Below are 23,683 nucleotides of genomic sequence, written 5' to 3'. Positions count from 1 at the left end.
GCTTGACGGCGACCAATCGGAGCGGCAGCGAAGGGCGGGAGCAGTCACGCGTCGGACTCCATCGCCCTTGTTAGCACTGCGCCTGGATATACTTGTAGAGCTTACGGCACACTGCATCGAGTTCACTCTGCCATGCTTCATTATCGTGATGAATCAGGGGTCCATCTCCGAAATCTATGTGCTCTCGGAGGAATTCCTGACTTGTGTCCGGAACGCGGCCCTGATTACCGGCTTTTTCGACAATATAACCGCCGAGCGCGTGCAGCGCCGCAGAATATCGTTGCTGCGTAGTCTTGCTTTTTGCGTCGAGATCGGCCCAAACCCAAAAGTCTTTATAGATTTCAAGCAAGTCCTCTGACACTCTCCTTTCAAGTCTCGGATCTACGCCATAACGCCAATCTTCAATCCAGTTCTTATTCGGTTTCATAGGAAGTGCTAACTAATAAGCATTTATCCGCCGTGCGCAGCATGGCGACTAAACAACCACCGGCTAAAGCCGGTGGGTTTGAGTAACGGACTGAAAGTCCGGATACGCGTCGGCTAAACGACGCGTCTAATCCGGCTCCATTCTGAAATTATCGTTTGGATTGGGCTCAAAGTGATGCTCCAGATACTCCTTGATCATCTCCTCGGTCATCTGCCCAACCGTCGCGCAGAAGTACCCTCGTGCCCAGAAATGCCGACCCCAGTACCTCTTCTTGAGGTGCGGGAATTCCTCAAACAGGTAGCTCGATGTCCGCCCCTTGATCCGACGCATAATCTCGCTCGGCGCCAAATTCGGCGGCGCACTCACCAATATGTGCACGTGGTCCTTGCTCACCACCCCCCGTACAATGCGGATCTCAAACGCCTCACACGTCTGACGAACAAGCTCTCGCACTCGCTCCGCCACATCCCCCCTCAGAACGTGGTAGCGGTACTTCGTCACCCACACAAAGTGGTACTCGATCTGGTAAACCGTATGGCTGCCGTATCTGTAATCCATCCCGCCTACTCTACGTATGGCGGCCCATTCTCTCAGCTAAAGCTGACCGGCTAAAGCCGGTGGTTTTAACCTTCTGATGGACAATAAATGTCTGTTGGACTAAACCGCCCATCAGATCGGCGCGGTCTGATCTATAGGGAAATGTATTACGCGGGGTGGGTGCGATGCGCCGGCGGTGGCGCAGATCGGGGCGGTGGTCGTGGCCGGTGAGGCGTCTTCGTCCATGTCTTCGGTCCCTGCGATGTGCGATGGGTGGTTATTCTCTCGCCATTTCTCGGCAAAATCCAATGTCCGGACGAGCGCAACCGCGGCCCCGCTGCGGGGCCGTCCCACCTCGGTTAAGACCGCAGGCCTTTATCCTGTTTTACAGCCTCAGTGTCGCGTGTCGGGCGGTCTTCAGGATGCTCGACTGGGCGCAATCTGCGCGATTACGTACAGCCGCCCGGTCGGGCACTGCGGGCAGGCATAGTCGACACCGTCGTGGTGTGCGGTGCCATCGTCCTTCTCCGGTGGGACGGGGACGGCCAGTGCCTCACGGATCCGGGCGAGCTTCTCCCGGCGGCCGCGGTTGGCCAGGAAGCCGAAGTGACGAATGCGCATCAGCCCTTTCGGCAGGACATGCATCAGGCAGCGGCGCACGAACTCTTCGCCCTCCAGGGTCAATGTCTTATGTCGGTCACGGTCGCGGTAGTCCTTGTACCGGATGGTCACCCGTTCGTCGTCGACCGCGAGGATCCGCGCTGGGGTGATCGCGATGCGGTGGGTGTAACGGGCCAGGTAGTCGACGACGGTGGCGGTATGGTCGAGACAGTGTTTGGTGTAGACCACCCACTCAAAAGCCACGCTGGCGCATGGCATCAATCATCTGCTGACGCAAGGCTGTCATCGTCGTCTCTCCTCTCCGTCAGACCCACATCGGGTCAACTGAGAGTGTTGGCGACGGAAGAACCGCCGGCGTTTATCGAAGGGGAGCTACCGCGTAGCGGTTTAGTTCAACGCCGCCCATCAGCCGCACCGTTTTTTGGCATCGGCTGGATGGGCTTGTTATGCGGCATTTAGCGGCTTGATACGCGCCATATCTTTCTTAATTGCCTGCGCGGCATCCCACAGATCCACAGCCCGTTGGGCGTTCAGCCAGAATTCTGGAGAATTACCGAACAGCCGTCCCAGCCGGAGATCCATTTCCGGACTGACACTCCGGCGCTCTCGCAGCACCTCATTAATCGACTGTCGCGAGACGCCCACAGCTTCAGCCAAACCGGAAACAGTCAGCCCATAATCCGGCAAAAAGTCTTCACGCAGCATCTCGCCCGGATGGGTAGGCCGTCGCTTGCTCCTGGTTGTGTTCGGAATGCTCATCTTTCTCACCTCGTTCAGTGGTAATCACAAACTTCGACATCATAGGCGTCGCCGTCCACAAACCGGAAGCAGATGCGCCACTGGTCATTGATCGAGATCGAGTATTGTCCCTTTCGGTCACCTTCCAGTGCATGAAGGCGATTGCCAGGCGGAACTTTCAGGTCATCCAGCCGCGTAGCCAAGTCGACGTACTCCAACTTGCGCGCAGCCCGTTTGGCAACATCTGCCGGAAACCGTTTGGCCTTGCCTGTGGCGTACAGTTCCTGGGTACGTCGATCCGAAAATGTCTTGAACATGCGTCATGTGTAGTCCGTCACGTGACGCGTGTCATTCGATGATTTGTTACCGCATAACGCCCAAATCAGCCGCGCGTTTTTTGCGTCGGCTGCATTTGCTTGTTAGCTGTGAGATCTTGCAGTGAGCCCGAAATGTATTTGTGAATAATGCTCGACACAAAAGTTTGGTACGGAATACCTTCTTCCGATGCTCTTGACTGGATAGCAGTTAAATCTCTGTTTGAGATTCGAATATTTATCCTTTTGTCTTTTTTAAATGTGTTGCTGGCAATTGCCTCTAATTCCTTTTTGCGGGATTCCGTTAATACTGATTCATACTCTCCAGTCTCGACGGCATCAAGCAGAGCTCTCTCTTCTTTAGATAACTTACCTTTGGTCATGATTCACCTCCAAGGTATAGCTTGGTAAATTTTCTGCTGGGAATGATTGTTTTCAGAAATACCTCATCATCGCTTTCCACATACGGGATGAGGTGAACATATTCTTTAATACAAATAACAAAAATCCGTTGGTTGGGGTAATCAGAGGCGTTTGGATGAGTAATGTCATCTAATAGGCCACCATTCTCAATGTAAAAGACCGCCTCTTCAAAAGAAACGCCCCGCCCGACGATAAGATCCTGATTCTTATCAGCGTTCCAATTATAGATTTTCATTCAGCGAAACGTAGCACAAATGTGTGCACTTTGTCATCATCCAGCCAGCTCTCCGCATCCCTGTTCATCGGCACGGTCTTGCCCGCCCACTTCTCTGCAATGACGATGAAGTCGGTGGGCTCGGCGGCTTACAGGATGAACGAGGAAGTGCGGTGCCAGTTCCGCGAGATTCCGGGCATCATTCGGGGCACCGGGGATCCGAACTATGAACAGTGCGTGGCAATCTCGACCCAGGCCGTACTGAAGGAAATGGTACCGCCGAACATTCTGATCATGGAGGCGCCCTTGGTCACCGAGTTCCTGTTCGGCATAGAGGCGACCGCCGGGCTGTTAGCTGGCTCGCTGGTTTCCGGCGGCGTGCTGGCCATTTCGAGTTCGAACAGCGGCGGCGCCTAGGACAATGCCAAGAAGTACATCGAGAAGGGCAACCACGGCGGTAACGGCACCGAAGCGCAAAAGGCAGCAGTGATTGGTGACACGGTCGGTGATCCGCTGAAAGTTCTCGGGTAAAGTTCGCATCTCTCCTGGAGGGAGCATAAATAATGCAGACGCAGCCATCACCAAGAGAGCATCATTTCTACGTTGCGATAGCCAAGTTCCTTTTCCACCATCCGGAGCATGGCATTGTGTCGGTGGGGGACCCGATCAAGATCAAGGATGCAGAACGATACGGGCTCAGCCCGCTCTTACTCTATGGATTGACCGTTGCCGGGTTGCCCATTCGGTGGATGACCTTCACTCCAGTCGACCAGCCCAGGCCGTTCCGGGATGTTCTTCTGGAAGCGTGGCGTAACGCCGAGGGCTTGCGTGGCCGACCGGACATCCTGCGGATCAACCGCCACCTCGCGGCAGCCAGCCCTGGACTGGTAGGGGAAATGGCAAAAATCGGCGTCCGTGTCGAGGTCGCCGATGCCAAGGAGAAATCCCTTCCAGCTTCCCTGCGCTCAGCCCAGGACTCCAGCCGGTGGCTGCCGAGGAAGCACGACGGAAAAGACCGGTCTCTTGCAGGATCCATCCAGGCCCTTTGCCGATACGCTCAAGTTGACCACGATTTTCGTGTAGGGGATGGTCACAGAGGCGTTAACAGCCGCGAGGTTGAATTCAAAATCCAGCAGTGGCTGGCCTTACCGGCGCAAGCGCCGGTGCCAACAGCGACTCGTGGACTCGACTGGGAACCCGGTCCATGGCTGTCATCCTGGGAGACCTCCCTGCCGCCCGATCAGCCCCGATATTTCAACCTCAATGGGTTTGATGGCAGTACTTGGCTGCTGACAGGTGAAAAGTCGCCGGAGGATATCGTCGAGGATGACGATTTCTGGGCCGACAGTGACTATGACAACGCGGCCGAAATCGCCAAGCATCTCGTGGCGTGCTGGCCCAATCCGCCTGCAGAGATTGCCAGGTGTGCCGGCATCACCCTGCGGGAACTTCAGTGGTTCACCTCGGGAAAGGCGTCCCTTGACCGGCATGCGCGTTTTGAACTGGAAACCTTGCTCGGCATCGAATACGACGAAAGGATGGGCAGTTATGTAGGGGCCGGACCTTGTGTCCTGGTAGCCAACAAACCACTGGCCCTCAAGGAAATCTATGAAGGCATTTCAGGCGGTGGAGATGCACACCCGTGTGAGATTGTCCCTCGCCAGGGAGCCGCAGACCCAAGTTGGCGATACGTTTTGATCAACACATACGGTGAACCCCCGAGCATTGTGATGGCACCCCGTGGAGCAAAAATCACGAAGCGCCTTCCGGACTTGCTTATGAATTATGACGGTATCAGGGCTGTCGCTCCGGAGTTCTACCGGGATATCGTTTCTACCTGCGCCCGGGCCTGCCGTGAACCTTTGTCCAACATTCGCGAGATGAAAGACTTCGGGAAGCGCTACGAAGAGCATTGGGCAGGTTGCGCCTGGCACCTGGAGTGAAGCTGTCTGGTTGAGTCAAAGCGCGGAGATAGAGATCAGTGGAAACGGCAGCAAGGTCATTCAGGCGAAACTAATATTCTTCTTCTCTTTCGCGCCTTTCGCGTCTTTCGTGGTTCAAAAGAAGATGACCACGAAATACGCGAAATATCACGAAAGAAAAAAGATCAGGGCCCGACCCGCCCGTATCCTGATCACCCTCCCTGCCATACGACATATAGAAAAGGCCCCGATGGCTCAAAGCATGGCAAGGAACACGAGCCCCCTCATCACCCACAACATTTCGTGGTTTTTCGCGTCTTTCGTGGTTAAAAACGTTTTTCTCCATGGTCAATGGACCGTGCACACCATGCACGGGTCGAAGGAGCGCATCACGTGTTGCACCGCCACGGTGTCCCTGCCGTCATCGACGGGGGTGCCGAGGAGGGCCTGTTCCAGCACGCCCCGGGTGCCGCCGGCATCCCGCGGCGAGAAGTTCCAGGTGGTGGGGGCGATGATCTGGTAGTTGACGATACGGCCCCCCTCCACCCGCAACCAGTGGCCGAGGCTGCCCCGGGCCGCCTCGGTGACGCCGTGGCCGCGGCCATCCTCCGCCAGGCGGCCGTGGCCGCAGAAGGGCTCCCGGGGGCGCAGGGCGCGGGCCCAGGTCTCCATGGCCGGGATGGTACGGGCCACCTCCAGCAGCCGTGCCACCACCCGCGCCCTGACGTTGCTCTGGCCGCCGGCCAGGAGGTCACGGATCAGGGGATGGCCGTCCACGGCCTGGCGCGCCAGGGCGCCCACCTCCATCACCACCCCCCCGAGGCGCGGGGCCTTGCACCAGGTGTAGCCATCACGGGCATCGGCGTCAGGCACGGTGGCGCCGTCGTAGGGATGGGCGGGGGAGGGCCCGCCGGCCAGCCAGCTGCGGCTGCCGTCCTCGGTGATGGCATCCAGGTCCAGGGCCGCCGCCCCGCCTTGCCACACCCCCGGGGAGAACAGAGGCCCGGTGTCGCCGTGGTAGGCCCCATAGCTCAGGAGTGCCCCCGGCGCGGTGCCCAGGTCCTTAAGGCCCAGGGCAGCGGCCACGTCGAGGAAGCGGCCCATGTCGCCACGGCCCGCCGCCCCGTCCCGCCACTCGTCCAGGGCCGCCGCCGAGTCCAGGGCCGCCGCCGAGTCCAGGGCGGCCACCGCCTCCAGGCGGTCGCCGAACAGGGTGTCCTCGAGGAAACGCCGGAAGCCATGGAGCAGGCCGAGGATGCGTACCACCTCGAGACACAATAGGGTAGAGTAGAGAGCAGGCCCTAACGCCCGTAGGTCCGGCTTAGCGGTTCCCGCCCCTTTCGTTTGGCGGTGCCTAAATAGCCGGGCCCTAGCCACCAGGGCCAGCCCTCCCTCATCAAACCGTGCATACGGTTCTCCCGTACACGGCTTTCCGATGTGCTTCACGCCAAGGCATGCGCTGAGCGCCAGCCTGCTTTGTGGGATAGCTTGGGTAATCCAAGGGCGTCGTGGAGGTGGGCGTAGGGAAAGCGTTCGTAACCGCGCGTGCGAGTGCGCACTTTGTGACGCCGCCGCAGTTGGGTACGCACGCGTTCCTCAGTGAACCACCAGACGCGTCCGAAAGCCTTGGTGCAGTTGCCGTAGTGGAAGTAGCCCGACCAGCCGCGTAGCACTTGGTTCACTTCCGTGATCATACGCGGCATCGGCACCGGGGTGCGGCGCCGCGCGGTGAGTTCCTTGATGCGCGCCTTGATCCTTCGTTCGGCGCGGCGGCTCGGCTCAACGTGAGGGTAGCCGTTGCCGGTTCGTCGGCTGCGGGCCCATTTGATGCTGAAGCCAAGAAAGTCGAACGCCTGTCGGCGGGCATCGACCACGTGGGTTTTCTCCCGGTTGAGCGTCAACTCCAGGCGTGTCAGCACCGTCTCAAGCACCGCCATGGCCGGCGCGGTGTCCCCACGACACAGAATCACGGCATCGTCAGCGTAACGCACGAGGCGCGCCCCTAACCGTCGTTCCAAGTCGTGCCGTTCCCAAATCCGGTCCAGCAGATGTAGATAAAGATTGGCCAGCAGCGGGGAAACAACCCCGCCTTGCGGCGTCCCTTTCCGATTCCCTTTACCGCCACTCGGGCGTTGCTTGCCTCGCCCATCCTCTTCGATGACCGGGGCCTTGAGCCATTGCTGAATGAGGGCGAGGACGCCCCCATCGGCAAGGCGCTCGGCAACCACGGCCATGAGCTTGGCGTGCGGGATCGTATCGAAATACTTCGATAGATCCGCATCGATGATTTGGGTCTTTCCCTGAAACAGGCCGTCGGTGACGGCCTTCACCGCATCATGGGCCGAACGCTGCGGGCGAAATCCATAGGAGTGCTCGCAGAAATCAGCCTCGAAGATCGGCTCCACCACCAGCTTGAGCGCCATCTGTACGATCCGATCCCGGATTGTGGGGATCCCCAATGGGCGCTCACTGCCATCCGGCTTGGGTATCCAGACCCGACGCACGCCGTCCGCGCCGTACGTCTTCTGCTCCAGTTCCCGTTGCAATTCCGCCAAGTAGGCGTCTCTTCCGACCCCCGCCTCGATGGCCTCACAGGTCACACCATCGATTCCTGGCGCGCCCCGATTGGACCTGACACGATCATAGGCGTGACCGAGAGTGTCTGCCCGATAGACCTCGTCATACAAGGCGTAGAAGCGAAACGCCGGCTCTTGCTTGGCCTTGACGTAGAGCTTCCTCTGCAGCGTCCTGATCTTTTCCGGAGTTGTTAGCGACATCGCCGCAATCTCCTGACCCTCTGCGTTTCGGTTGCGTGCACAAAGTAGGGTCCCTTCCCTCAGGTCGGGTTATGTTGTCCCAGACCCTCAATCGGTACTATGAACCCCTCCGACTCCCACGACGGTCGATGACGACTTCGGACTGGCCTTATACGCCACCGTCGGCAGTTCTCACCTGCCACCGCCGCGGGCCTCCCGCACTGGGACCAATCAACTTCCACCACATGTCACCCGTACTACCCCGGAAGACTCAGTGGGACGCTCTCGTTGTCTCCTCCCACCAACAGCGGCCTTCCCCGACTGTCCACCGGGTCGGCATCTTCACTTTGTTCACGAGGCTACATCTCGGTTCGCTTGCGCTGCGGCCTGCGGTTTTGCATCTACGTAACTTACGACCCCCGGTTACCCGGACGCCGCTCCGCGACACTACAAAGGTGTACGAGCAACTCCTTTGGCGGGACTCTAACCCGCTAGTTAATCAGCCTGTTACGGCATACGGACAGACCACGGTTTTCTTGCTGTGAAAACCGGGGTCGGTCCTCAGGGATCCCCTCATTTTTAAGCTCAAAAATGACTTGCAACTTATTGATCTGAAGATCATTGTTCGAGTCCTCACAATCACCATGAGGACCGGCGATGAAAGCAGCACAGGCGCTTCGGCAGGATGACATCGTCGAGTTCATTGATACGCTTTTCGACGGCGACCTGCACGCCAAGCGCGTGCTGTCGCTGGCGAACGGGGCCTGGGGGGTGCTGACCAGCGCTTCGCTGGCAGTGCACGCCATCGGTCAGGGTCTGGCGCATGCCCAGGGAACGCTGAGCAAGCATGGTGTGAAGCAGGTGGACCGGTTGTTGAGCAACCGCGGTATCAAACTCGATGGGTTCTTTGCGCGGTGGGTGCCCTATGTCATCGGCGCACGTACCGAGGTGGTGGTGGCGCTGGACTGGACGAGCTTTGCCCAAGATGGGCACGAGACGCTGGTGTTGTCGATGCTGACCCGGCATGGGCGTGCCACACCGCTGCTGTGGCAGACGGTGGAGGCCGCCACCCTCAAGGGGCGGCAGACGGATTACGAGGATGCGTTGCTGTGGCGGCTCTATGAGGTGCTGCCCGCGGCGGTGGCGGTGACGATCGTGGCCGATCGGGGCTTTGCGGACTGCAAGCTGTTGAAGCTGCTGAGCGAGGAGTTGGGTTTCGGCTATGTGGTGCGGTTGCGCAACCAGTATTACATCACCAACGCCAAGGGCGAGCGGCGCAAAGCAGCGAAGTGGGTGGGTACCCATGGCCGGGCGCGCACGTTGCGCGATGCGACGTTGACCGACTCCCAGGCCCTGCCCGTGGCCACGGTCGTTTGTGTGCAGGCCAAGGACATGAAGGAGCCGTGGTGCCTGGCTGCCAGTGACCGCGAGGCGACGGCGAAGACGCTCATCGGCTACTACGCCAAGCGCTGGGGGATTGAAACGAGCTTCCGCGACATCAAGGATCTGCGCTTCGGCATGGGGATGTCTTCGCTGCGGATCAGTCGCCCGGAGCGCCGCGACCGGCTGTTGCTGCTCAGTGCACTGGCCATCGCCTTGCTATCGCTGCTCGGTGCCGCAGGGGAGGCGTTGGGCTACGATCGGTGGCTGAAGGCAAATACCGTCAAGCGGCGTACCCACTCGCTGTTTCGCCAGGGACTGATGCTCTACGAACATATTCCGAACTGGCCTGAGGAGCGATTGCGCCCGTTATTCGAGAAGTTCACTGAACTCCTCCACGAGCAACGCGTGTTCCGCGATGCCTTCGGCATTATTTGAGTTAAAAATGAGGGGATGCCTAAGGGGTCTGTCCCCTATTGTTTGCTTCGTAGACGGACTTTGGCCTGCGGCCTAACGCTTGAACTGTGCGGCGCGGTTTTTTGCGTCCGCACCAGTGAATGGTTGGGCTACCGCGAATTAGCTGTTTATAAATCCGGTGGTCAATTCTGTTTTTGTGCCATCACTTAAATAGTCAATTTGTTTTGTAGCAACCCTGTTTGTTTCTTTAGTAATATCTAATGGAAATATCTGTGAGAGATTGGATTCTTTACATTTTAATAAGAGAAATAGCCTATATTTTACATACACTGGTGCAATAAGGTAATGCCTTGACTTAACAGCAAGTTTTTGTGGATCGGAATCTTCCTGAGGTAAACTGTATTCTTTCTCGATTTCAATCTGCTTTTTTTGTTCTGTGGATTCACTGAATTTATATTTTTCAGAAAGAGAAGACTCCAATTTTGACTTTAACTTCACAACAGCGTCATGGCTGAGTTCTAGTGTTCCTTTAAGCTTTGCCTCAGATTCTTTGTCAATAGTGATTTTGTGACACACCTCTATTGTTTCCTTGTGACGAATTTTTTCTCCGGCATTTATTGTAACTACAGTTTTCCATGAATCGGGTTGTATATAATTAGCATCAATGACCTCGAAAGATATTAAAAAATAATCGATCCTCGTTTTAAGAAATATTCCTTTTCTTTGCGTGAATATTAGTTTACGAGTTTGGCTTGGTTGCTTTGCTATTAGATGCAATTCATATAACGCGACAAGATTCAAAACTTCCTTCGGCAGTTCAGATATATTTCCCTTTTCAAGATAACAATTATAACCTAATTTTAGCGACTCACCAGCTTCACTTGCTGTGGCTTCACCAGTTAACATTATTGCTTTAATATTGTTATCAATATTTATCATCTGCTTATAAAGCTCTGTTCCTTTTTTTAGCGGCATCTCTTGATCAAGAACAACAACCTTAATAGGATATTCTTTTAATAAGGAAAGAGCCTCCTCAGGATCAGAGGTGAACTCAGTCTTTAAATTGGTTTTCGCCTCGACAAGTTGAGCAAATGTTTCAGCAGCTTTTTTGTCATCATCAACAAAAAGAATATCTATGCTCATTATTCTGCACCTCTTAGCTTAAGCTCGAAAGTTATTTTATCTCCATTTATCGTGTAATCAATTAAAGCGCCCTCAATGCTTTCAAGAAGACTCTTGACAGTGCTTAAACCAAGGCCGTGGTGTCCATTTTTAGTTGAAAATTCAGCGTCAAATATTTCTTTGCCGCCGGGCAATAATTCTGTTGTGTTAGTTACCCTAATAACATTGTACCCGTTCTTCTGATGAAAATTGATATCGAGTTCTGTACCTGGTTTTGCTGCCTCTGCGGCATTCTCTATCAATGGCAGTAGTAGTGCTACAATATAATTATTCGAATAACCTTTTATTTTATGCCTCGTCAGAAAAATTCGTGGGCGGTTTCCGGGACAGGTAATGCTCCAAGCGCATGATATAAAGCGATTTCTGCCGCATGATAAGTCCTGAAGCCATATGCTTTTCTGGTGGTCAGTTTCGCTTTGTTATTGAAACCTTCGACAATGCCGCTCGAAAACTGCTTTTTTGCCCGGAACCAGTTCAGCAGCAGGGGCCGATGGTTTCTCAGCATGCGGGCCACCTTCTTCATCGGCTCAATCTTGGAACGCATCGTTTTCGTACACCACTTATCCAGGAACTCACCGGCCCAATAGGGCGACTGATACGACCAGAAGAGCTGAAACTCCTCTTTGAGCAGATAGCTTCTGACCGACTTCAAATTGTACTGCAGCAGATCCGCCAGTTTGGTCTCCTGTTTCTCCGTCAGATTCTCCGGACGCTTGAGCAGCAGCCAGCGGGTCTTCGTCAGTACCGGATCGTAGCCTCTTTTCTTCAGCTCCTTGGCCTCCCCGGCCCGCACCTCATCGATCGCTTTACTCAAGTGCGCCATGATGTGGAACCGGTCCAGGATGTGGAGTGCACCTCCCGCCTTCTTGGCGATCACCCTCAGGTAGGGCTTCCACATATCGCTGCAGATATAGCGCAAATCGGCGGTTCGTTCCTTGCCAAGCCACCGGAAGAATCCCAACAAAGTTTTGACCTTCCGTTTCTTGCCGATCCACAGCAACCGTTTACAGCCAACGTCGATCTGGTAAACCAGCGTGAGGTACTTGTGGCCCCTCTGCCATTGGATCTCATCGATACCAATAGCTTTAATGCCCGACAGGTCTCTATGTTCCCGGCCCCAGGTGACAGCCATCTCGACCGAGCAGAACACATGGTCCCAACTGGTGCGAAAGGCTTCAGCGACTTCCTTCCAGCTCAGGCGTTTGGCCCAGCTCGCCAGAAACCAGGCATAGGCCTCGGTCAGGCGATGTTTGCCTTCGGCCCAAGGCATCCGCTCCACCACGATGCCACAGCTTGGACAGTCGACGCGGCGTGGCGCATAGAGAAAAAACACCTTAATACCCCACACCGGAATAAACTCAAATCTTCGAACCGGCAATGTGTCGTAACCCGGCCTGCGCCGGCCGCACCTCGAGCACTCCGGCCGCCCATTACCGCGAGGGTGGAGTTCGGCCTCGATTGTCGGCACCTCCGTGCCATCTACCCAACGGATGGCGCCGTACACAAAAGATTTGAATTTCTGGACTCGATTAAGGATAGTCTTGACTTGCATCCTCGCTCCTTTTTCTGATTGACGGTTGGTCGTACTTCCATCATCTCAGAGTTAGGGAGCAGGATGCGCTTCCCCTAATAAAATCTAAATTTGCATCCCTGGAGTGCTAGTTATCTACGTTTTTACCCACAAATTTTCCTGAAGAGCCTATTTTATTAGGCACTTCGACCTTAATATCTAAGTTTGCATTAACTGATTCTGAATAAATTTCGCAAGCTGACAATATAGATTCTTTTATAGATTTCGGTTCCCAACCTCCGCTATAACCAGTTACTAAAATCATCTGACGGTATGCTGAAATAAAAGCCTTGCATAAATCGACACTTGATTTTATTGAATTAATTGTTTTGGAATTCTTACTGTCAAGATCGAATGAAGTTGCAAGAATTTCAGCTGATGCTTCAATTTGTGAAAGTGGAGTATTTAATGAATGAGCTATCTCCCGAATAAGCTGCTTATTACTTGTGAAATGGCTATTTTCATTGGTTTGATAACTATCAATCTTGTTTGTAAGCTGTAATGATTGTTCTTGGAGGCCATCTTTTATTATTTTATATATTTGTTCAGACACTACTTGAGACACTTCCTTTGATGTTCTGTAAGGTATTTCCTCTAAGAGTTTTGGAATATACCTTTCAATATCAGCATCATTGTTACTCATATATCTGTATTTTCTGTCTCTATCGTACTTAAATTCTTCCATTTCTCTTAAAAGATGTTGCTCCTTACGACGATCAAGACGTTTAAAATAATAATAGAAGAATAAAGGCACCCACACTCCCACCATGATGAGAAATAACACATTAAGAACTGTGCTAAGATTTTCAAATATGGACATGATGTACTCCTAATTTAGTCTTTTAATGTATCTGTTAGTGGTATAAGCCCAACGGCAGCGGTGAGCTGCGCAGAAAACGCGACAGCGCTTTCTGCGTCGGCTCGACCGCTTGGTTAGGCTATTAGTCATGCCTGCGACACCAGTAACTAGACAAGGGTGACTACTGAAAGTCTCGTGATAGCATCTGGGATGCCGCCGAGGCCGCATAAACACCGACGCCTTTTATCTGCCTAGCTACTTCATACCCTTCCGAGCGGAACTGCTGCAACATGCCGCTGAGTGAGGCTAGCTTACTTGTGTTCAGAACCATCCTTACAGCGGTCCCTTGGCAGTGGTGCCCGAGGTCTATATGTTCCTTGCCGTTCTCATCCAGTCTTATTGCGTGGTCGCCGCTGCATATCAGGAAGCTTCCGCCTAACCTGCAGATCCGGTTACTCATGTACAAGCCGAATCCCGAGTTGTGCCAAGGGTCTTTTGTGTTGATTCTGGCGCCAGCGTAGTTCTTACTGGAGATGGCCGGCATCAGTGCCTGTTGGATTGCGTCCGAGTCGCATTCCACCTCGACGTAGGGGTTCGAAGAAAGCGACTCCTTCAGGCCCATGCCGTTGTCTAGTATCGCGATCTCAACGCGGTGGTACGTTGGCCAGTACTGGGCGCAGTACTCGATGGCCTTTGATCTGCTGTGCTCAACTACGTTTCTCATTATCTCCCGGATGGAGAACGTCAGGGCGTCCAGAAGATTCTCCGACTCGTTCCGAGACAGGACCGTCGCCAAGTGCTCCGCACGCCGCTCAACAATTTCCTGAGGAACCTCCCACTCCCGGGATGCCTCGTCAACGATCGTTTTTGTTCTCAGGATGGTGAAGGGAACAAATCGATCATTGCCTGGGACCTCGCTCGGCTCTCTCCCGTGCTTTAACCCGAAGGCTCGGAAGAACGCCATGTTCGCGGCGTAGTCTTTTTCGCGAAATCCGCGGCACCTAACTCTGGTTCCCCGGTTACTCCTGTTGAAGTCCCGAATCCGGTTCGCGATATAAACCATCGTGAATGGCTCAATCCGTCCCATAGACGAGAAATCTATGGTGACGATTTCTCTACCAGAGTGGGATTCGACCTCGGAGCAAAATGCAAAGACCGACTTCTCGTCGCACCGACTCGGAAACTGTACTAGGCTCATCCACCCCCCAATGCCTCCGCCGTAGGGACGCCGGTTACCCGGCGCCCCCGGCACAGTCCCGGACGTGCGGTTTTCCCGCATCCGGTTCCTCGGTTGTACTCGCTTTCGCGCGGTCGATAGGCTTCATGCAAACACCCGCCGTGCAGAGGGCCGTTCGGTAATGCGGGGTTTGGCGATTCCGAGCTTTTCCACGGCACCGGCGAATGCCTGCCAGGTGAAACTCTTGCGCTTCCCGCCTCTCCGATTCAGCCACTTGAATGCACACTCCATGGCCCATTGATAGAACCGCCATAACGACCGCGAGTTGCCCCGCAGACCGTAGTAGTTGTAATGCCCCACCAGGCGACGATTCAGTCCCCGTACAAACTCCCTGCCCGGCAGATGCCGGTTGCCCTTAATCCACACCTTGATGCGACGACACGCGCCTTGCAACTTCTTGCGAGCGGTTCGACGCATGACGCGCGGCTTACCCTTGCGGTCCCGGAACCAGTACAGTTCGAAACCCAGAAAGGTGACCCGGCGTTCCATGCTCAGATGAAATCGACTAAAGCGCACGATCCGCGTCTTCTCCGGCGCCACCTCCAGGCCGAACTTTCCCAGCCGTAGCGGTAGCATCTCGAAGAACCGCTCCGCATCTTCCTGATAACGAAACGCACAGACAAAATCATCGGCATATCGGCACAGCATTACCTCGCCCCGGCAACGGGGCCTGAATACACGTTCGAACCAGAGGTCCAGCACGTGATGCAGGTAGAGGTTGGCAAGCACCGGGGAGATGATCCCGCCTTGCGGGGTGCCCGCTCCGGGATGGAGTACCTGTCCATCGGTCTCCAGTATCCCGGCTTTCAGCCATTTCCGGATCAAGTGCACAAAGGCGCGGTCGTCGATCCGTAACGACAACATCTCCAGAAGCCAGTCGTGGTCCATGTGATCGAAAAACCCCCGTATGTCCGCCTCGACCAGGTAGCCATAGCTCCCGAATTGCAGACGAAACGTGAGGTCACACACTGCTTCCTTGGCGCTTCGACCCGGCCGGTAGCCGTAACTGCTATCCAGAAAGTCGCTTTCGTAGATCGCCGTCAGCAGCTTGGCACAGGCCAGTTGCACGAGCTTGTCTTCCAGCGCCGGGATACCCAGCGGCCTTTGTTTTCCATTCTCCTTGGGGATGTAAACACGCCGTACGAGCTTTGCTCGATAGCGTTTAGCTTTCACACGCTCCGCCAGGTCAGCAATATTGGCCATCAGGTTCTCACCATAGGCCGCCGCCGTCAGTCCATCCACACCGCTGGCAGCATCCTTGTTCAGTGCCTGCCAGCAATGCAGCAGAAGTTCGGCATTCACTTCCCGGTAAAGGTCGCGAAAGCGATGGTGTTTACAGGCTTTCGCCCGTTTGGCTATTCCCCGCAGTGAGGTGGGCTCATGTTGATCCGATCCAACGTGTCCGGCACGAGTTTCCTTTGCGGGCTGCGTACTCCCGTCGGGTCCTTCGCCTTGTGGCTGGCTTTCCCAACCTCCGACTACTATGCCCGATAAGACACCCCGTTCGCATGCGGCCGTTCCCGGCCTGCCTGTCCGTTCCCTGTTCGGCCCCTCCACCGGAGCATACGCCGTGTCCAGGCTCTTCACCCTTGCGTGTCCCAGCTCTGTCGGTTTCATGGCTTCACCTCGTTCAGGAGCTTGCGGGGCTTCCCGAGTTCTACGGCGCCTCTCTTCCTGCATGCCACGGCCTGTGGACTCCGGCGGACCTCCACACCCAAGCCATTCCGGGCGCTTCGTGTTGTCTTCCAGCAAGTTAAAACTGTCGACATCCGCAATAAGCTTATTTCGAAGCTGTACCAGCACTTCAGGGTGCGCGACCACCCCTACGGCCTACAGGATTCTCTGTGTACGCTTACCTCACTTATCGTTCGCGGGTTGCCCCGCTCCTCATTGAGATCAACACTCGATACGGGTGGGTGGCTAACCCTTGCCCGACGGGGACTTCCACCCCGCAAGAGACGCCGAGCTTTGCTCGGCGCGATAACTTATAAGCATTTATCCGCCGTGCGCAGCATGGCGAATAAATGTCTGTTGGACTAAGCCGCCCATCAGACCGGCACGGACTGATCTATAGGGAAATGTATGGCGCGGGGTGGGTGCGATGCGCCGGCGGTGGCGCAGATTGGGGCGGTGGTCGTGGCCGGTGAGGCGTCTTCGTCCATGTCTTCGGTCCCTGCGATGTGCGATGGGTGGTTATTCTCTCGCCATTTCTCGGCAAAATCCAATGTCCGGACGAGCGCAACCGCGGCCCCGCTGCGGGGCCGTCCCACCTCGGTTAAGACCGCAGGCCTTTATCCTGTTTTACAGCCTCAGTGTCGCGTGTCGGGCGGTCTTCAGGATGCTCGACTGGGCGCAATCTGCGCGATTACGTACAGCCGCCCGGTCGGGCACTGCGGGCAGGCATAGTCGACACCGTCGTGGTGTGCGGTGCCATCGTCCTTCTCCGGTGGGACGGGGACGGCCAGTGCCTCACGGATCCGGGCGAGCTTCTCCCGGCGGCCGCGGTTGGCCAGGAAGCCGAAGTGACGAATGCGCATCAGCCCTTTCGGCAGGACATGCATCAGGCAGCGGCGCACGAACTCTTCGCCCTCCAGGGTCAATGTCTTATGTCGGTCACGGTCGCGGTAGTCCTTGTACCGGATGGTCACCCGTTCGTCGTCGACCGCGAGGATCCGCGCTGGGGTGATCGCGATGCGGTGGGTGTAACGGGCCAGGTAGTCGACGACGGTGGCGGTATGGTCGAGACAGTGTTTGGTGTAGACCACCCACTCAAAAGCCACGCTGGCGCATGGCATCAATCATCTGCTGACGCAAGGCTGTCATCGTCGTCTCTCCTCTCCGTCAGACCCACATCGGGTCAACTGAGAGTGTTGGCGACGGAAGAACCGCCGGCGTTTATCGAAGGGGAGCTACCGCGTAGCGGTTTAGTTCAACGCCGCCCATCAGCCGCACCGTTTTTTGGCATCGGCTGGATGGGCTTGTTATGCGGCATTTAGCGGCTTGATACGCGCCATATCTTTCTTAATTGCCTGCGCGGCATCCCACAGATCCACAGCCCGTTGGGCGTTCAGCCAGAATTCTGGAGAATTACCGAACAGCCGTCCCAGCCGGAGAGCCATTTCCGGACTGACACTCCGGCGCTCTCGCAGCACCTCATTAATCGACTGTCGCGAGACGCCCACAGCTTCAGCCAAACCGGAAACAGTCAGCCCATAATCCGGCAAAAAGTCTTCACGCAGCATCTCGCCCGGATGGGTAGGCCGTCGCTTGCTCCTGGTTGTGTTCGGAATGCTCATCTTTCTCACCTCGTTCAGTGGTAATCACAAACTTCGACATCATAGGCGTCGCCGTCCACAAACCGGAAGCAGATGCGCCACTGGTCATTGATCGAGATCGAGTATTGTCCCTTTCGGTCACCTTCCAGTGCATGAAGGCGATTGCCAGGCGGAACTTTCAGGTCATCCAGCCGCGTAGCCAAGTCGACGTACTCCAACTTGCGCGCAGCCCGTTTGGCAACATCTGCCGGAAACCGTTTGGCCTTGCCTGTGGCGTACAGTTCCTGGGTACGTCGATCCGAAAATATCTTGAACATGCGTCATGTGTAGTCCGTCACGTGACGCGTGTCATTCGATGATTTGTTACCGCATAACGCCCAAATCAGCCGCGCGTTTTTTGCGTCGGCTGCATTTGCTTGTTAGCTGTGAGATCTTGCAGTGAGCCCGAAATGTATTTGTGAATAATGCTCGACACAAAAGTTTGGTACGGAATACCTTCTTCCGATGCTCTTGACTGGATAGCAGTTAAATCTCTGTTTGAGATTCGAATATTTATCCTTTTGTCTTTTTTAAACGTGTTGCTGGCAATTGCCTCTAATTCTTTTTTTCGAGATTCCGTTAATACTGATTCATACTCTCCAGTCTCGACGGCATCAAGCAGAGCCTTCTCTTCTTTAGATAACTTACCTTTGGTCATGATTCACCTCCAAGGTATAGCTTGGTAAATTTTCTGCTGGGAATGATTGTTTTCAAAAATACCTCCTCATCGCTTTCTACATACGGGATGAGGTGAACATATTCCTTAAATAATGAGCGCCGGAAACGCCCTGGTCGCCCATCACACCATAGGGCATACGAACGAGGCCCAGATGGCTCAAGGCGTGCCCGAAGGCAGGGGCACCCTGATCACCCATGACATTTCGCGTCTTTCGCGTATTTCGTGGTTAACTCTCATGGCGATACGCACCGCCCAAGATGATGAAAGAGGAGCGCGTATCGCCATGTTCGTTCCCTCACCCCATCCCTCTCCCAGAGGGAGAGGGGGAGAACGTGCTTCGCGACTTTCACGTTAAAAGGTTTTTCTCCGTGGTCAATGGACCGTGCACACCATGCACGGGTCGAAGGAGCGCACCACGTGCTGCACCGCCACGGTGTCCCTGCCGTCATCGACGCGGGTGCCGAGGAGGGCCTGTTCCAGCACGCCCCGGGTGCCGCCGGCGTCCCGCGGCGAGAAGTTCCAGGTGGTGGGGGCGATGATCTGGTAGTTGACGATACGCCCCCCTTCCACCCGTAACCAGTGGCCGAGGCTGCCCCGGGCCGCCTCGGTGACGCCGTAGCCACGGCCATCCTCCGCCAGGAGGCCGTGGCCACAGAAGGGCTCCCGGGGGCGCAGGGCGCGGGCCCAGGCCTCCATGGCCGGGATGGTGCGGGCCACCTCCAGCAGCCGTGCCACCACCCGCGCCCTGACGTTGCTCTGGCCGCCGGCGAGGAGGTCGTGGATCAGGGGATGGCCGTCCACGGCCTGGCGCGCCAGGGCCCCCACTTCCATCACCGCCCCCCCGAGGCGCGGGGCCTTGCACCAGGTGTAGCCATCAGGGACGTCGGCGTCGGGGGCGGTACGCACCTCGAAGTCCTCGTCGAGGATACGCGCCAGGGTCTCCAGGCTGCGCACCTCGTCGTCCACCACCAGCACCAGGGGCTCCATGACTAGGCCGGCTCCGCTGCCGGCAACCGCCAGTCGCGGCGGCGATGGCGGGCGATGGTCAGGGGGGTATGGGACTTCGGCACCTTGTGGACGAAATTGTAGCGCGCCACGTGGTAGCTGGGGTCGAAGCCGAAGAAGTTGAGATGCATGTGGGCCAGCTCGTCCCGGCGATGGTCCGCCAGGGGCCGCTCGGCCTCGTCCGCCCGGCGCCGCGCCGCCTTGGCCTCAAGCCGCTCCTCGAAGTCCGGGGCGTTGGCCAGCTCGAGGGCCCGGCGGCCCACCTCGGCCCGGAAGTCCTCCGGGGCGCCGGTCATCATCCGATCCACCAGTCCCAGGGCCCGCGCCTCCTCCACCCCCATGGGCAGCCGCGCCGCGCTGATGCGCCGGGCCTTGTCCGCACCGGCGTAGCGGGGCAGCAGGTAGGTCCAGTACTCCGAGCCGTAGAGGTTGCCCATGTCCTTGTAGTGGGGGTTGAGGACCACGCCGTGACGGGCCCACACGCGATCCGCGGCCCGCGACAGGAACACCCCGCCGGCGCCGGCGTTGGCCCCCAGGGCGGCAATGGTGAGCGTATCCCCGGTGGTGATGATGGCATGGGCGAGGTCGTTGATGGCGTTGATGTTGTCCCACGAGGCCTGGGGCGGGCTGGCGGCGGCCTCGATGAGGTTGAGGTCCATGCCGTTGGACCAGAAGTCGTCCCCGCCCATGAGCACCACCACCCGGGTCTCGCCCTGGCAGGCCTCGGCGTAGAGCCGCCCCAGGCGCTCGCAGGCGTCCACCCCCATGGCGCCGTTGTAGAGATCCCAGTGCAGGTAGGCCACGGGCCCGCGCCGCCGGCAGTACATGTCCCGATAGCCGCTGCGGGCCGTGGGTGCCACCTCGGGCAGGTCCGCCGCCGCATCCCCCAGCACCCGCATCGCCGGCAGCTTGAAGGAGAATTCCCCCTGGGGGTCGCGCAGGTGGCCGAGCCACACCGCGCCGTCCCGGGTGGCCCTGCACACCGCCGGCCCCGAGCGTGCCACCAGCTCGCCGGGGCGCCCCCCCAGGGTGCCCTCGGCACGGACATCGTGGAGGTACACCAGCCGCCCGGCCACGCGGTCCCGCACCCCGGGCATGCCATCGGCGGCGCGGATCTTCCTCAGCACCGTCGCGGTGTCGTCCCGTTCCCAGTGGATGGCCCGCTCCTGCTGGCCCATGGCGGGGCGGCTGCGCCCCGCCAGCCGGGCCCCGGGGTCGTCCTGGTCCAGGGGCGTGAAGCCACCGCCCTCGAAGCGTTCCACGGCGAGCCGCACGGCGGCCACCGCCGCCGCCGTCACCTCGTTGCGGTAGAGGCTGGACTTGGTGGCCGGGCGCATGGGAAAGGCGGCGCTGGCCCAGATGGGGCCGGCGTCCATATCCGCAGTGGCCTGGAGCACGGTGACGCCCCAGGTGGGTGCATCCTCCATGATGGCCCAGTCCAGGGCCGCCGGCCCGCGATCGCCGGGCACCCCGGGATGGACCACGAAGCACGGCACGGCGCGCCACACCGCCTCGGGGATGGCTCGTTTCAGGAAGGGGGCCACCACCAGGTCGGGCCGGAACAGGACCACCGCCTCCCCAGTCACGGCATCGTTGATGTCCAGCTCCACCGACACCTCGTGGCCCATGGCGCGCAACTCGATGAACAGCCGCTGGCTCAGGCTGTTGAAGGCATGACACAGGAACAGCACCCGCATCAGCAGATCCTGGGGAGCTGCTCGCCGGCCAGCCAGTCCACCACCCGCTGGCCGCCGAAGGCGGTCTCCATCTGCACCAGGGCATGGTCATCCGCCACCACCTCGCCGATGATGGCGGCGTCGCCCCCCAGGGGATGGGCACGCATGGCCGCCAGCAGGGCCTCGGCGTCGGCGCCGTCGCAGATGGCCACCAGCTTGCCCTCGTTGGCCACGTACAGGGGATCGAGCCCCAGCAGCTCGCAGGCGGCGGCCACCTCGCCGCGCACCGGCACCGCCGCCTCCCGCAACTGCATGCCCACCCGGGACTGGTGGGCCAGCTCGTTGAGGGTGCTGGCCAGACCGCCCCGGGTGGGATCCCGCAGGCAGTGGATGTCCGGCACCGCGGCCACCATGGCCGCCACCAGCCCGTGGAGGGCCGCGCTGTCGGAGCGGATGGCGGTATCGAACTCCAGGTTCTCGCGGCTGGACATGATGGCCACGCCGTGGTCCCCGACGGTACCGCTCACCAGCACCGCGTCCCCGGGCCGGGCGCGGTCGCCGGCGATGTTGACGCCCGCGGGCACCCGCCCGACGCCGGTGGTGGTGATGAACACGCCATCGCCGTTGCCCCGCTCCACCACCTTGGTATCCCCCGTGACCACGGCCACCCCGGCCGCCTGGGCCGCCGCCGCCATGCTGGCCACGATGCGGTCCAGATCCGCCAGGGGAAAACCCTCTTCGAGGATGAAGCCGGCGGCCAGGTAGAGGGGCACGGCGCCGGCCATGGCGATGTCGTTGACGGTGCCGTGGACCGCCAGGGAACCGATGTCACCGCCGGGAAAGAACAGCGGCGAGATGACGTGGCCGTCGGTGCTCATCACCAGGCGCCCCGCAGGCACCTCGAAGGCGGCCTGGTCGTTGGCGGCGAGCAGCAACTCGTTGCCCAGATGCCGGTGAAACAGCTCCTCGATGAGCTGGGCCATGGCCCGCCCGCCGCTGCCGTGGCTCATGTCCACGGCGCCGCGGCGGATGTCCAGGCGCAGGGGGAAACGCCGGATGTCGGCGGTCATGAGACGGCGTAGCCCGGCGTGGCCGCGGCGGCTTCCCGGAAACGGCCGTAGGACCAGTAGGCGGCGCAGGCCCCCTCCGAGGACACCATGCAGGACCCCATGGGGTTCTCGGGGGTGCACACGGTGCCGAACAGCTTGCAGTCCGTGGGCCGCTTGACGCCCCGCAGGATGGCCGGGCACTCGCAGCCCTTGACGTCGTCCACCCGCTGCTCGGGGATGGTGAAACGCGCCTCGGCGTCGAACTCGGCATAGTCCGCCTTGATGCGCAGGCCGCTGTAGGGCACCAGGCCAAGGCCGCGCCACTCGAAGGTGCGGCGCATCTCCAGCACCTCGGCCACCAGGGCCTTGGCCTTGGGGTTGCCCTCCCGGGTCACCACCCGGGTGTACTCGTTCTCCACCTCGTAACGGCCCTCGTTCAGCTGGCGGATGACCATGAGGGCGGACTGCATCACGTCCAGGGGCTCGAAGCCGGCGATCACCACCGGACGCTGGAACTCCTCGGCGAAAAACTCGTAAGGCTGGCTGCCGATGATGGCGGAGACGTGGGAAGGCCCGAGGAAGCCGTCGATGGACACGGTGCCCATGTCCCGCACCTCGGGGGAGCTGAGGATGTTCTGGATGGCCGCCGGGGTGAGGACATGGTTGCAGTAGACGGAGAAGTTGGCCAGGCCCTCGGCCCGGGCCTGGCGGATGGCCACCACCGTGGGCGGGGTGGTGGTCTCGAAGCCGATGGCGAAGAAAACCACCTGCCGGCCGGGGTTGTCCCGGGCGATGCGCAGGGCGTCCTGGGTGGAATATACCATGCGGATGTCGGCGCCCTCGGCCTTGGCCTTCATGAGGCTGCGCCGGCCGCTGGCGGGCACCCGCAGCATGTCGCCGTAGCTGCAGAGGATGACGTCGTGGGCCTCGGCCAGGGCCATGGCGCCGTCGATGCGCCCGATGGGCAGCACGCACACCGGGCACCCGGGGCCGTGGACGAAGCGCACGTTGTCCGGCACCAGGTCCTGCAGCCCGTAACGGAAAATGGCGTGGGTGTGGCCGCCGCAGAACTCCATGATGTGGTAGCTGCGGGCGGGGTCGGCCTCGGCGGCGATGGCGCCGGCCAGGGTGCGGGCCAGGTCCCCCTGGCGGAACTCGTCTATAAACTTCATGGGTCTATGACCTTCATGGGGCGCCGGTGAGCCCGGCCTCGGCGAACAGTTGCAGGGTCTTCTCCGCCTCCTCACGGCTCACGGTGTTAAGGGCATAACCCACGTGGATGAGCACGAAATCCCCCACCGCCACCCCGTCCACCAGGGCCAGGGAGATCGCCTTGCGCACCCCCCCCAGGGAGACCACCGCATCGGCCCCGGACGGGTCGATCTCCACCACCTCCGCCGGCATCGCCAGACACATGACGGCG

At 58.5% G+C, this 23,683-nt stretch carries 25 protein-coding genes and 3 pseudogenes; 3 read left to right on the top strand and 25 right to left on the bottom strand.

Going from position 1 to position 23,683, the window contains the following annotated elements; all coding sequences use genetic code 11:
* Positions 1 to 70: 70 nt before the first annotated feature.
* The 7 genes from U5S82_19685 to U5S82_19655 form a co-directional block, all read right to left on the bottom strand.
* A complete protein-coding gene (locus U5S82_19685; protein ID MDZ7753800.1) occupies positions 71 to 427 on the bottom strand; it encodes a hypothetical protein in 357 nt (118 codons plus the stop codon).
* Between the two features lie 126 nt (positions 428 to 553).
* The gene (tnpA, locus tag U5S82_19680) at positions 554 to 985 is read right to left on the bottom strand and encodes an IS200/IS605 family transposase (protein ID MDZ7753799.1); all 432 of its coding nucleotides are present in this window, start codon (positions 983 to 985) and stop codon (positions 554 to 556) included.
* 396 nt (positions 986 to 1,381) lie between these two features.
* Positions 1,382 to 1,828, bottom strand: a complete 447-nt coding sequence (locus U5S82_19675; GenBank protein MDZ7753798.1) for a transposase — start codon at positions 1,826 to 1,828, stop codon at positions 1,382 to 1,384.
* Between the two features lie 201 nt (positions 1,829 to 2,029).
* On the bottom strand, positions 2,030 to 2,344 hold the full coding sequence (locus U5S82_19670; GenBank protein MDZ7753797.1) for a HigA family addiction module antitoxin: 315 nt from the start codon (positions 2,342 to 2,344) through the stop codon (positions 2,030 to 2,032).
* 14 nt (positions 2,345 to 2,358) lie between these two features.
* The gene (locus U5S82_19665) at positions 2,359 to 2,640 is read right to left on the bottom strand and encodes a type II toxin-antitoxin system RelE/ParE family toxin (GenBank protein MDZ7753796.1); all 282 of its coding nucleotides are present in this window, start codon (positions 2,638 to 2,640) and stop codon (positions 2,359 to 2,361) included.
* A gap of 65 nt (positions 2,641 to 2,705) precedes the next feature.
* Positions 2,706 to 3,020: a CopG family antitoxin gene (locus U5S82_19660; GenBank protein ID MDZ7753795.1), complete on the bottom strand. Its 315-nt coding sequence runs from the start codon at positions 3,018 to 3,020 to the stop codon at positions 2,706 to 2,708.
* Positions 3,017 to 3,295: a toxin gene (locus tag U5S82_19655; GenBank protein MDZ7753794.1), complete on the bottom strand. Its 279-nt coding sequence runs from the start codon at positions 3,293 to 3,295 to the stop codon at positions 3,017 to 3,019. Before U5S82_19655 ends, U5S82_19660 begins: the two co-directional genes overlap by 4 nt.
* On the opposite strand from U5S82_19655, the pseudogene U5S82_19650 reads away from it, so the two are divergent.
* Both U5S82_19650 and U5S82_19645 read left to right on the top strand, forming a co-directional pair.
* Positions 3,203 to 3,793, top strand: a pseudogene (locus U5S82_19650) (sodium/proton-translocating pyrophosphatase). The gene U5S82_19655 and the pseudogene U5S82_19650 overlap by 93 nt on opposite strands.
* Before the next feature lie 44 nt (positions 3,794 to 3,837).
* On the top strand, positions 3,838 to 5,217 hold the full coding sequence (locus U5S82_19645; protein ID MDZ7753793.1) for a hypothetical protein: 1,380 nt from the start codon (positions 3,838 to 3,840) through the stop codon (positions 5,215 to 5,217).
* 327 nt (positions 5,218 to 5,544) lie between these two features.
* Here U5S82_19645 and U5S82_19640 read toward each other — a convergent pair whose 3' ends face one another.
* Both U5S82_19640 and ltrA (U5S82_19635) read right to left on the bottom strand, forming a co-directional pair.
* Positions 5,545 to 6,462, bottom strand: coding sequence for a nickel-dependent hydrogenase large subunit (locus U5S82_19640; GenBank protein MDZ7753792.1), 918 nt, complete (start codon positions 6,460 to 6,462; stop codon positions 5,545 to 5,547).
* Positions 6,463 to 6,638: 176 nt separating this feature from the next.
* Positions 6,639 to 7,973 (bottom strand): group II intron reverse transcriptase/maturase, encoded by a 1,335-nt coding sequence (gene ltrA / locus U5S82_19635; protein MDZ7753791.1) that lies wholly within the window; start codon positions 7,971 to 7,973, stop codon positions 6,639 to 6,641.
* 636 nt (positions 7,974 to 8,609) lie between these two features.
* Here ltrA (U5S82_19635) and U5S82_19630 point away from each other — a divergent pair.
* The gene (locus U5S82_19630; protein ID MDZ7753790.1) at positions 8,610 to 9,770 is read left to right on the top strand and encodes an IS4 family transposase; all 1,161 of its coding nucleotides are present in this window, start codon (positions 8,610 to 8,612) and stop codon (positions 9,768 to 9,770) included.
* 138 nt (positions 9,771 to 9,908) lie between these two features.
* Here U5S82_19630 and U5S82_19625 read toward each other — a convergent pair whose 3' ends face one another.
* The 16 genes and pseudogenes from U5S82_19625 to U5S82_19550 all read right to left on the bottom strand — a co-directional run bounded on the left by U5S82_19625 (position 9,909) and on the right by U5S82_19550 (position 23,676).
* Positions 9,909 to 10,892 (bottom strand): response regulator, encoded by a 984-nt coding sequence (locus U5S82_19625; protein ID MDZ7753789.1) that lies wholly within the window; start codon positions 10,890 to 10,892, stop codon positions 9,909 to 9,911.
* On the bottom strand, positions 10,892 to 11,194 hold the full coding sequence (locus U5S82_19620; GenBank protein ID MDZ7753788.1) for an ATP-binding protein: 303 nt from the start codon (positions 11,192 to 11,194) through the stop codon (positions 10,892 to 10,894). Before U5S82_19620 ends, U5S82_19625 begins: the two co-directional genes overlap by 1 nt.
* A 35-nt stretch (positions 11,195 to 11,229) precedes the next feature.
* Positions 11,230 to 12,483 carry an ISL3 family transposase gene (locus U5S82_19615; GenBank protein MDZ7753787.1) on the bottom strand — a complete coding sequence of 418 codons (1,254 nt, stop codon included), beginning with the start codon at positions 12,481 to 12,483 and terminating at the stop codon, positions 11,230 to 11,232.
* A gap of 106 nt (positions 12,484 to 12,589) precedes the next feature.
* Positions 12,590 to 13,321, bottom strand: a complete 732-nt coding sequence (locus tag U5S82_19610; GenBank protein ID MDZ7753786.1) for a hypothetical protein — start codon at positions 13,319 to 13,321, stop codon at positions 12,590 to 12,592.
* A gap of 160 nt (positions 13,322 to 13,481) precedes the next feature.
* On the bottom strand, positions 13,482 to 14,498 hold the full coding sequence (locus tag U5S82_19605) for a hypothetical protein (protein ID MDZ7753785.1): 1,017 nt from the start codon (positions 14,496 to 14,498) through the stop codon (positions 13,482 to 13,484).
* Between the two features lie 123 nt (positions 14,499 to 14,621).
* Complete coding sequence (gene ltrA, locus U5S82_19600) at positions 14,622 to 15,839, bottom strand: group II intron reverse transcriptase/maturase (protein MDZ7753784.1); 1,218 nt, start codon at positions 15,837 to 15,839, stop codon at positions 14,622 to 14,624.
* A gap of 1,031 nt (positions 15,840 to 16,870) precedes the next feature.
* Complete coding sequence (locus U5S82_19595) at positions 16,871 to 17,317, bottom strand: transposase (protein MDZ7753783.1); 447 nt, start codon at positions 17,315 to 17,317, stop codon at positions 16,871 to 16,873.
* Between the two features lie 201 nt (positions 17,318 to 17,518).
* On the bottom strand, positions 17,519 to 17,833 hold the full coding sequence (locus U5S82_19590; protein ID MDZ7753782.1) for a HigA family addiction module antitoxin: 315 nt from the start codon (positions 17,831 to 17,833) through the stop codon (positions 17,519 to 17,521).
* Positions 17,834 to 17,847: 14 nt separating this feature from the next.
* A complete protein-coding gene (locus U5S82_19585) occupies positions 17,848 to 18,129 on the bottom strand; it encodes a type II toxin-antitoxin system RelE/ParE family toxin (GenBank protein ID MDZ7753781.1) in 282 nt (93 codons plus the stop codon).
* Between the two features lie 65 nt (positions 18,130 to 18,194).
* Positions 18,195 to 18,509, bottom strand: a complete 315-nt coding sequence (locus U5S82_19580) for a CopG family antitoxin (GenBank protein MDZ7753780.1) — start codon at positions 18,507 to 18,509, stop codon at positions 18,195 to 18,197.
* Positions 18,506 to 18,613: pseudogene (locus U5S82_19575) on the bottom strand (toxin). The gene U5S82_19580 and the pseudogene U5S82_19575 overlap by 4 nt, the downstream one beginning before the upstream one ends.
* A 289-nt stretch (positions 18,614 to 18,902) precedes the next feature.
* Positions 18,903 to 19,430, bottom strand: a pseudogene (locus U5S82_19570) (nickel-dependent hydrogenase large subunit).
* A gap of 89 nt (positions 19,431 to 19,519) precedes the next feature.
* Positions 19,520 to 21,232, bottom strand: a complete 1,713-nt coding sequence (locus tag U5S82_19565) for a hydrogenase maturation protein (GenBank protein ID MDZ7753779.1) — start codon at positions 21,230 to 21,232, stop codon at positions 19,520 to 19,522.
* Positions 21,232 to 22,281, bottom strand: a complete 1,050-nt coding sequence (gene hypE, locus U5S82_19560) for a hydrogenase expression/formation protein HypE (GenBank protein MDZ7753778.1) — start codon at positions 22,279 to 22,281, stop codon at positions 21,232 to 21,234. Before hypE ends, U5S82_19565 begins: the two co-directional genes overlap by 1 nt.
* Positions 22,278 to 23,432 (bottom strand): hydrogenase formation protein HypD, encoded by a 1,155-nt coding sequence (gene hypD / locus U5S82_19555; GenBank protein MDZ7753777.1) that lies wholly within the window; start codon positions 23,430 to 23,432, stop codon positions 22,278 to 22,280. The genes hypE and hypD overlap by 4 nt, the downstream gene beginning before the upstream one ends.
* 13 nt (positions 23,433 to 23,445) lie before the next feature.
* Complete coding sequence (locus U5S82_19550; GenBank protein ID MDZ7753776.1) at positions 23,446 to 23,676, bottom strand: HypC/HybG/HupF family hydrogenase formation chaperone; 231 nt, start codon at positions 23,674 to 23,676, stop codon at positions 23,446 to 23,448.
* Between the last annotated feature and the right edge of the window lie 7 nt (positions 23,677 to 23,683).

This window comes from Gammaproteobacteria bacterium (assembly GCA_034522055.1).
Lineage (GTDB): Bacteria > Pseudomonadota > Gammaproteobacteria > JAABTG01 > JAABTG01 > JAABTG01.
This window is presented reverse-complemented; position numbering and strand designations above follow the sequence as displayed.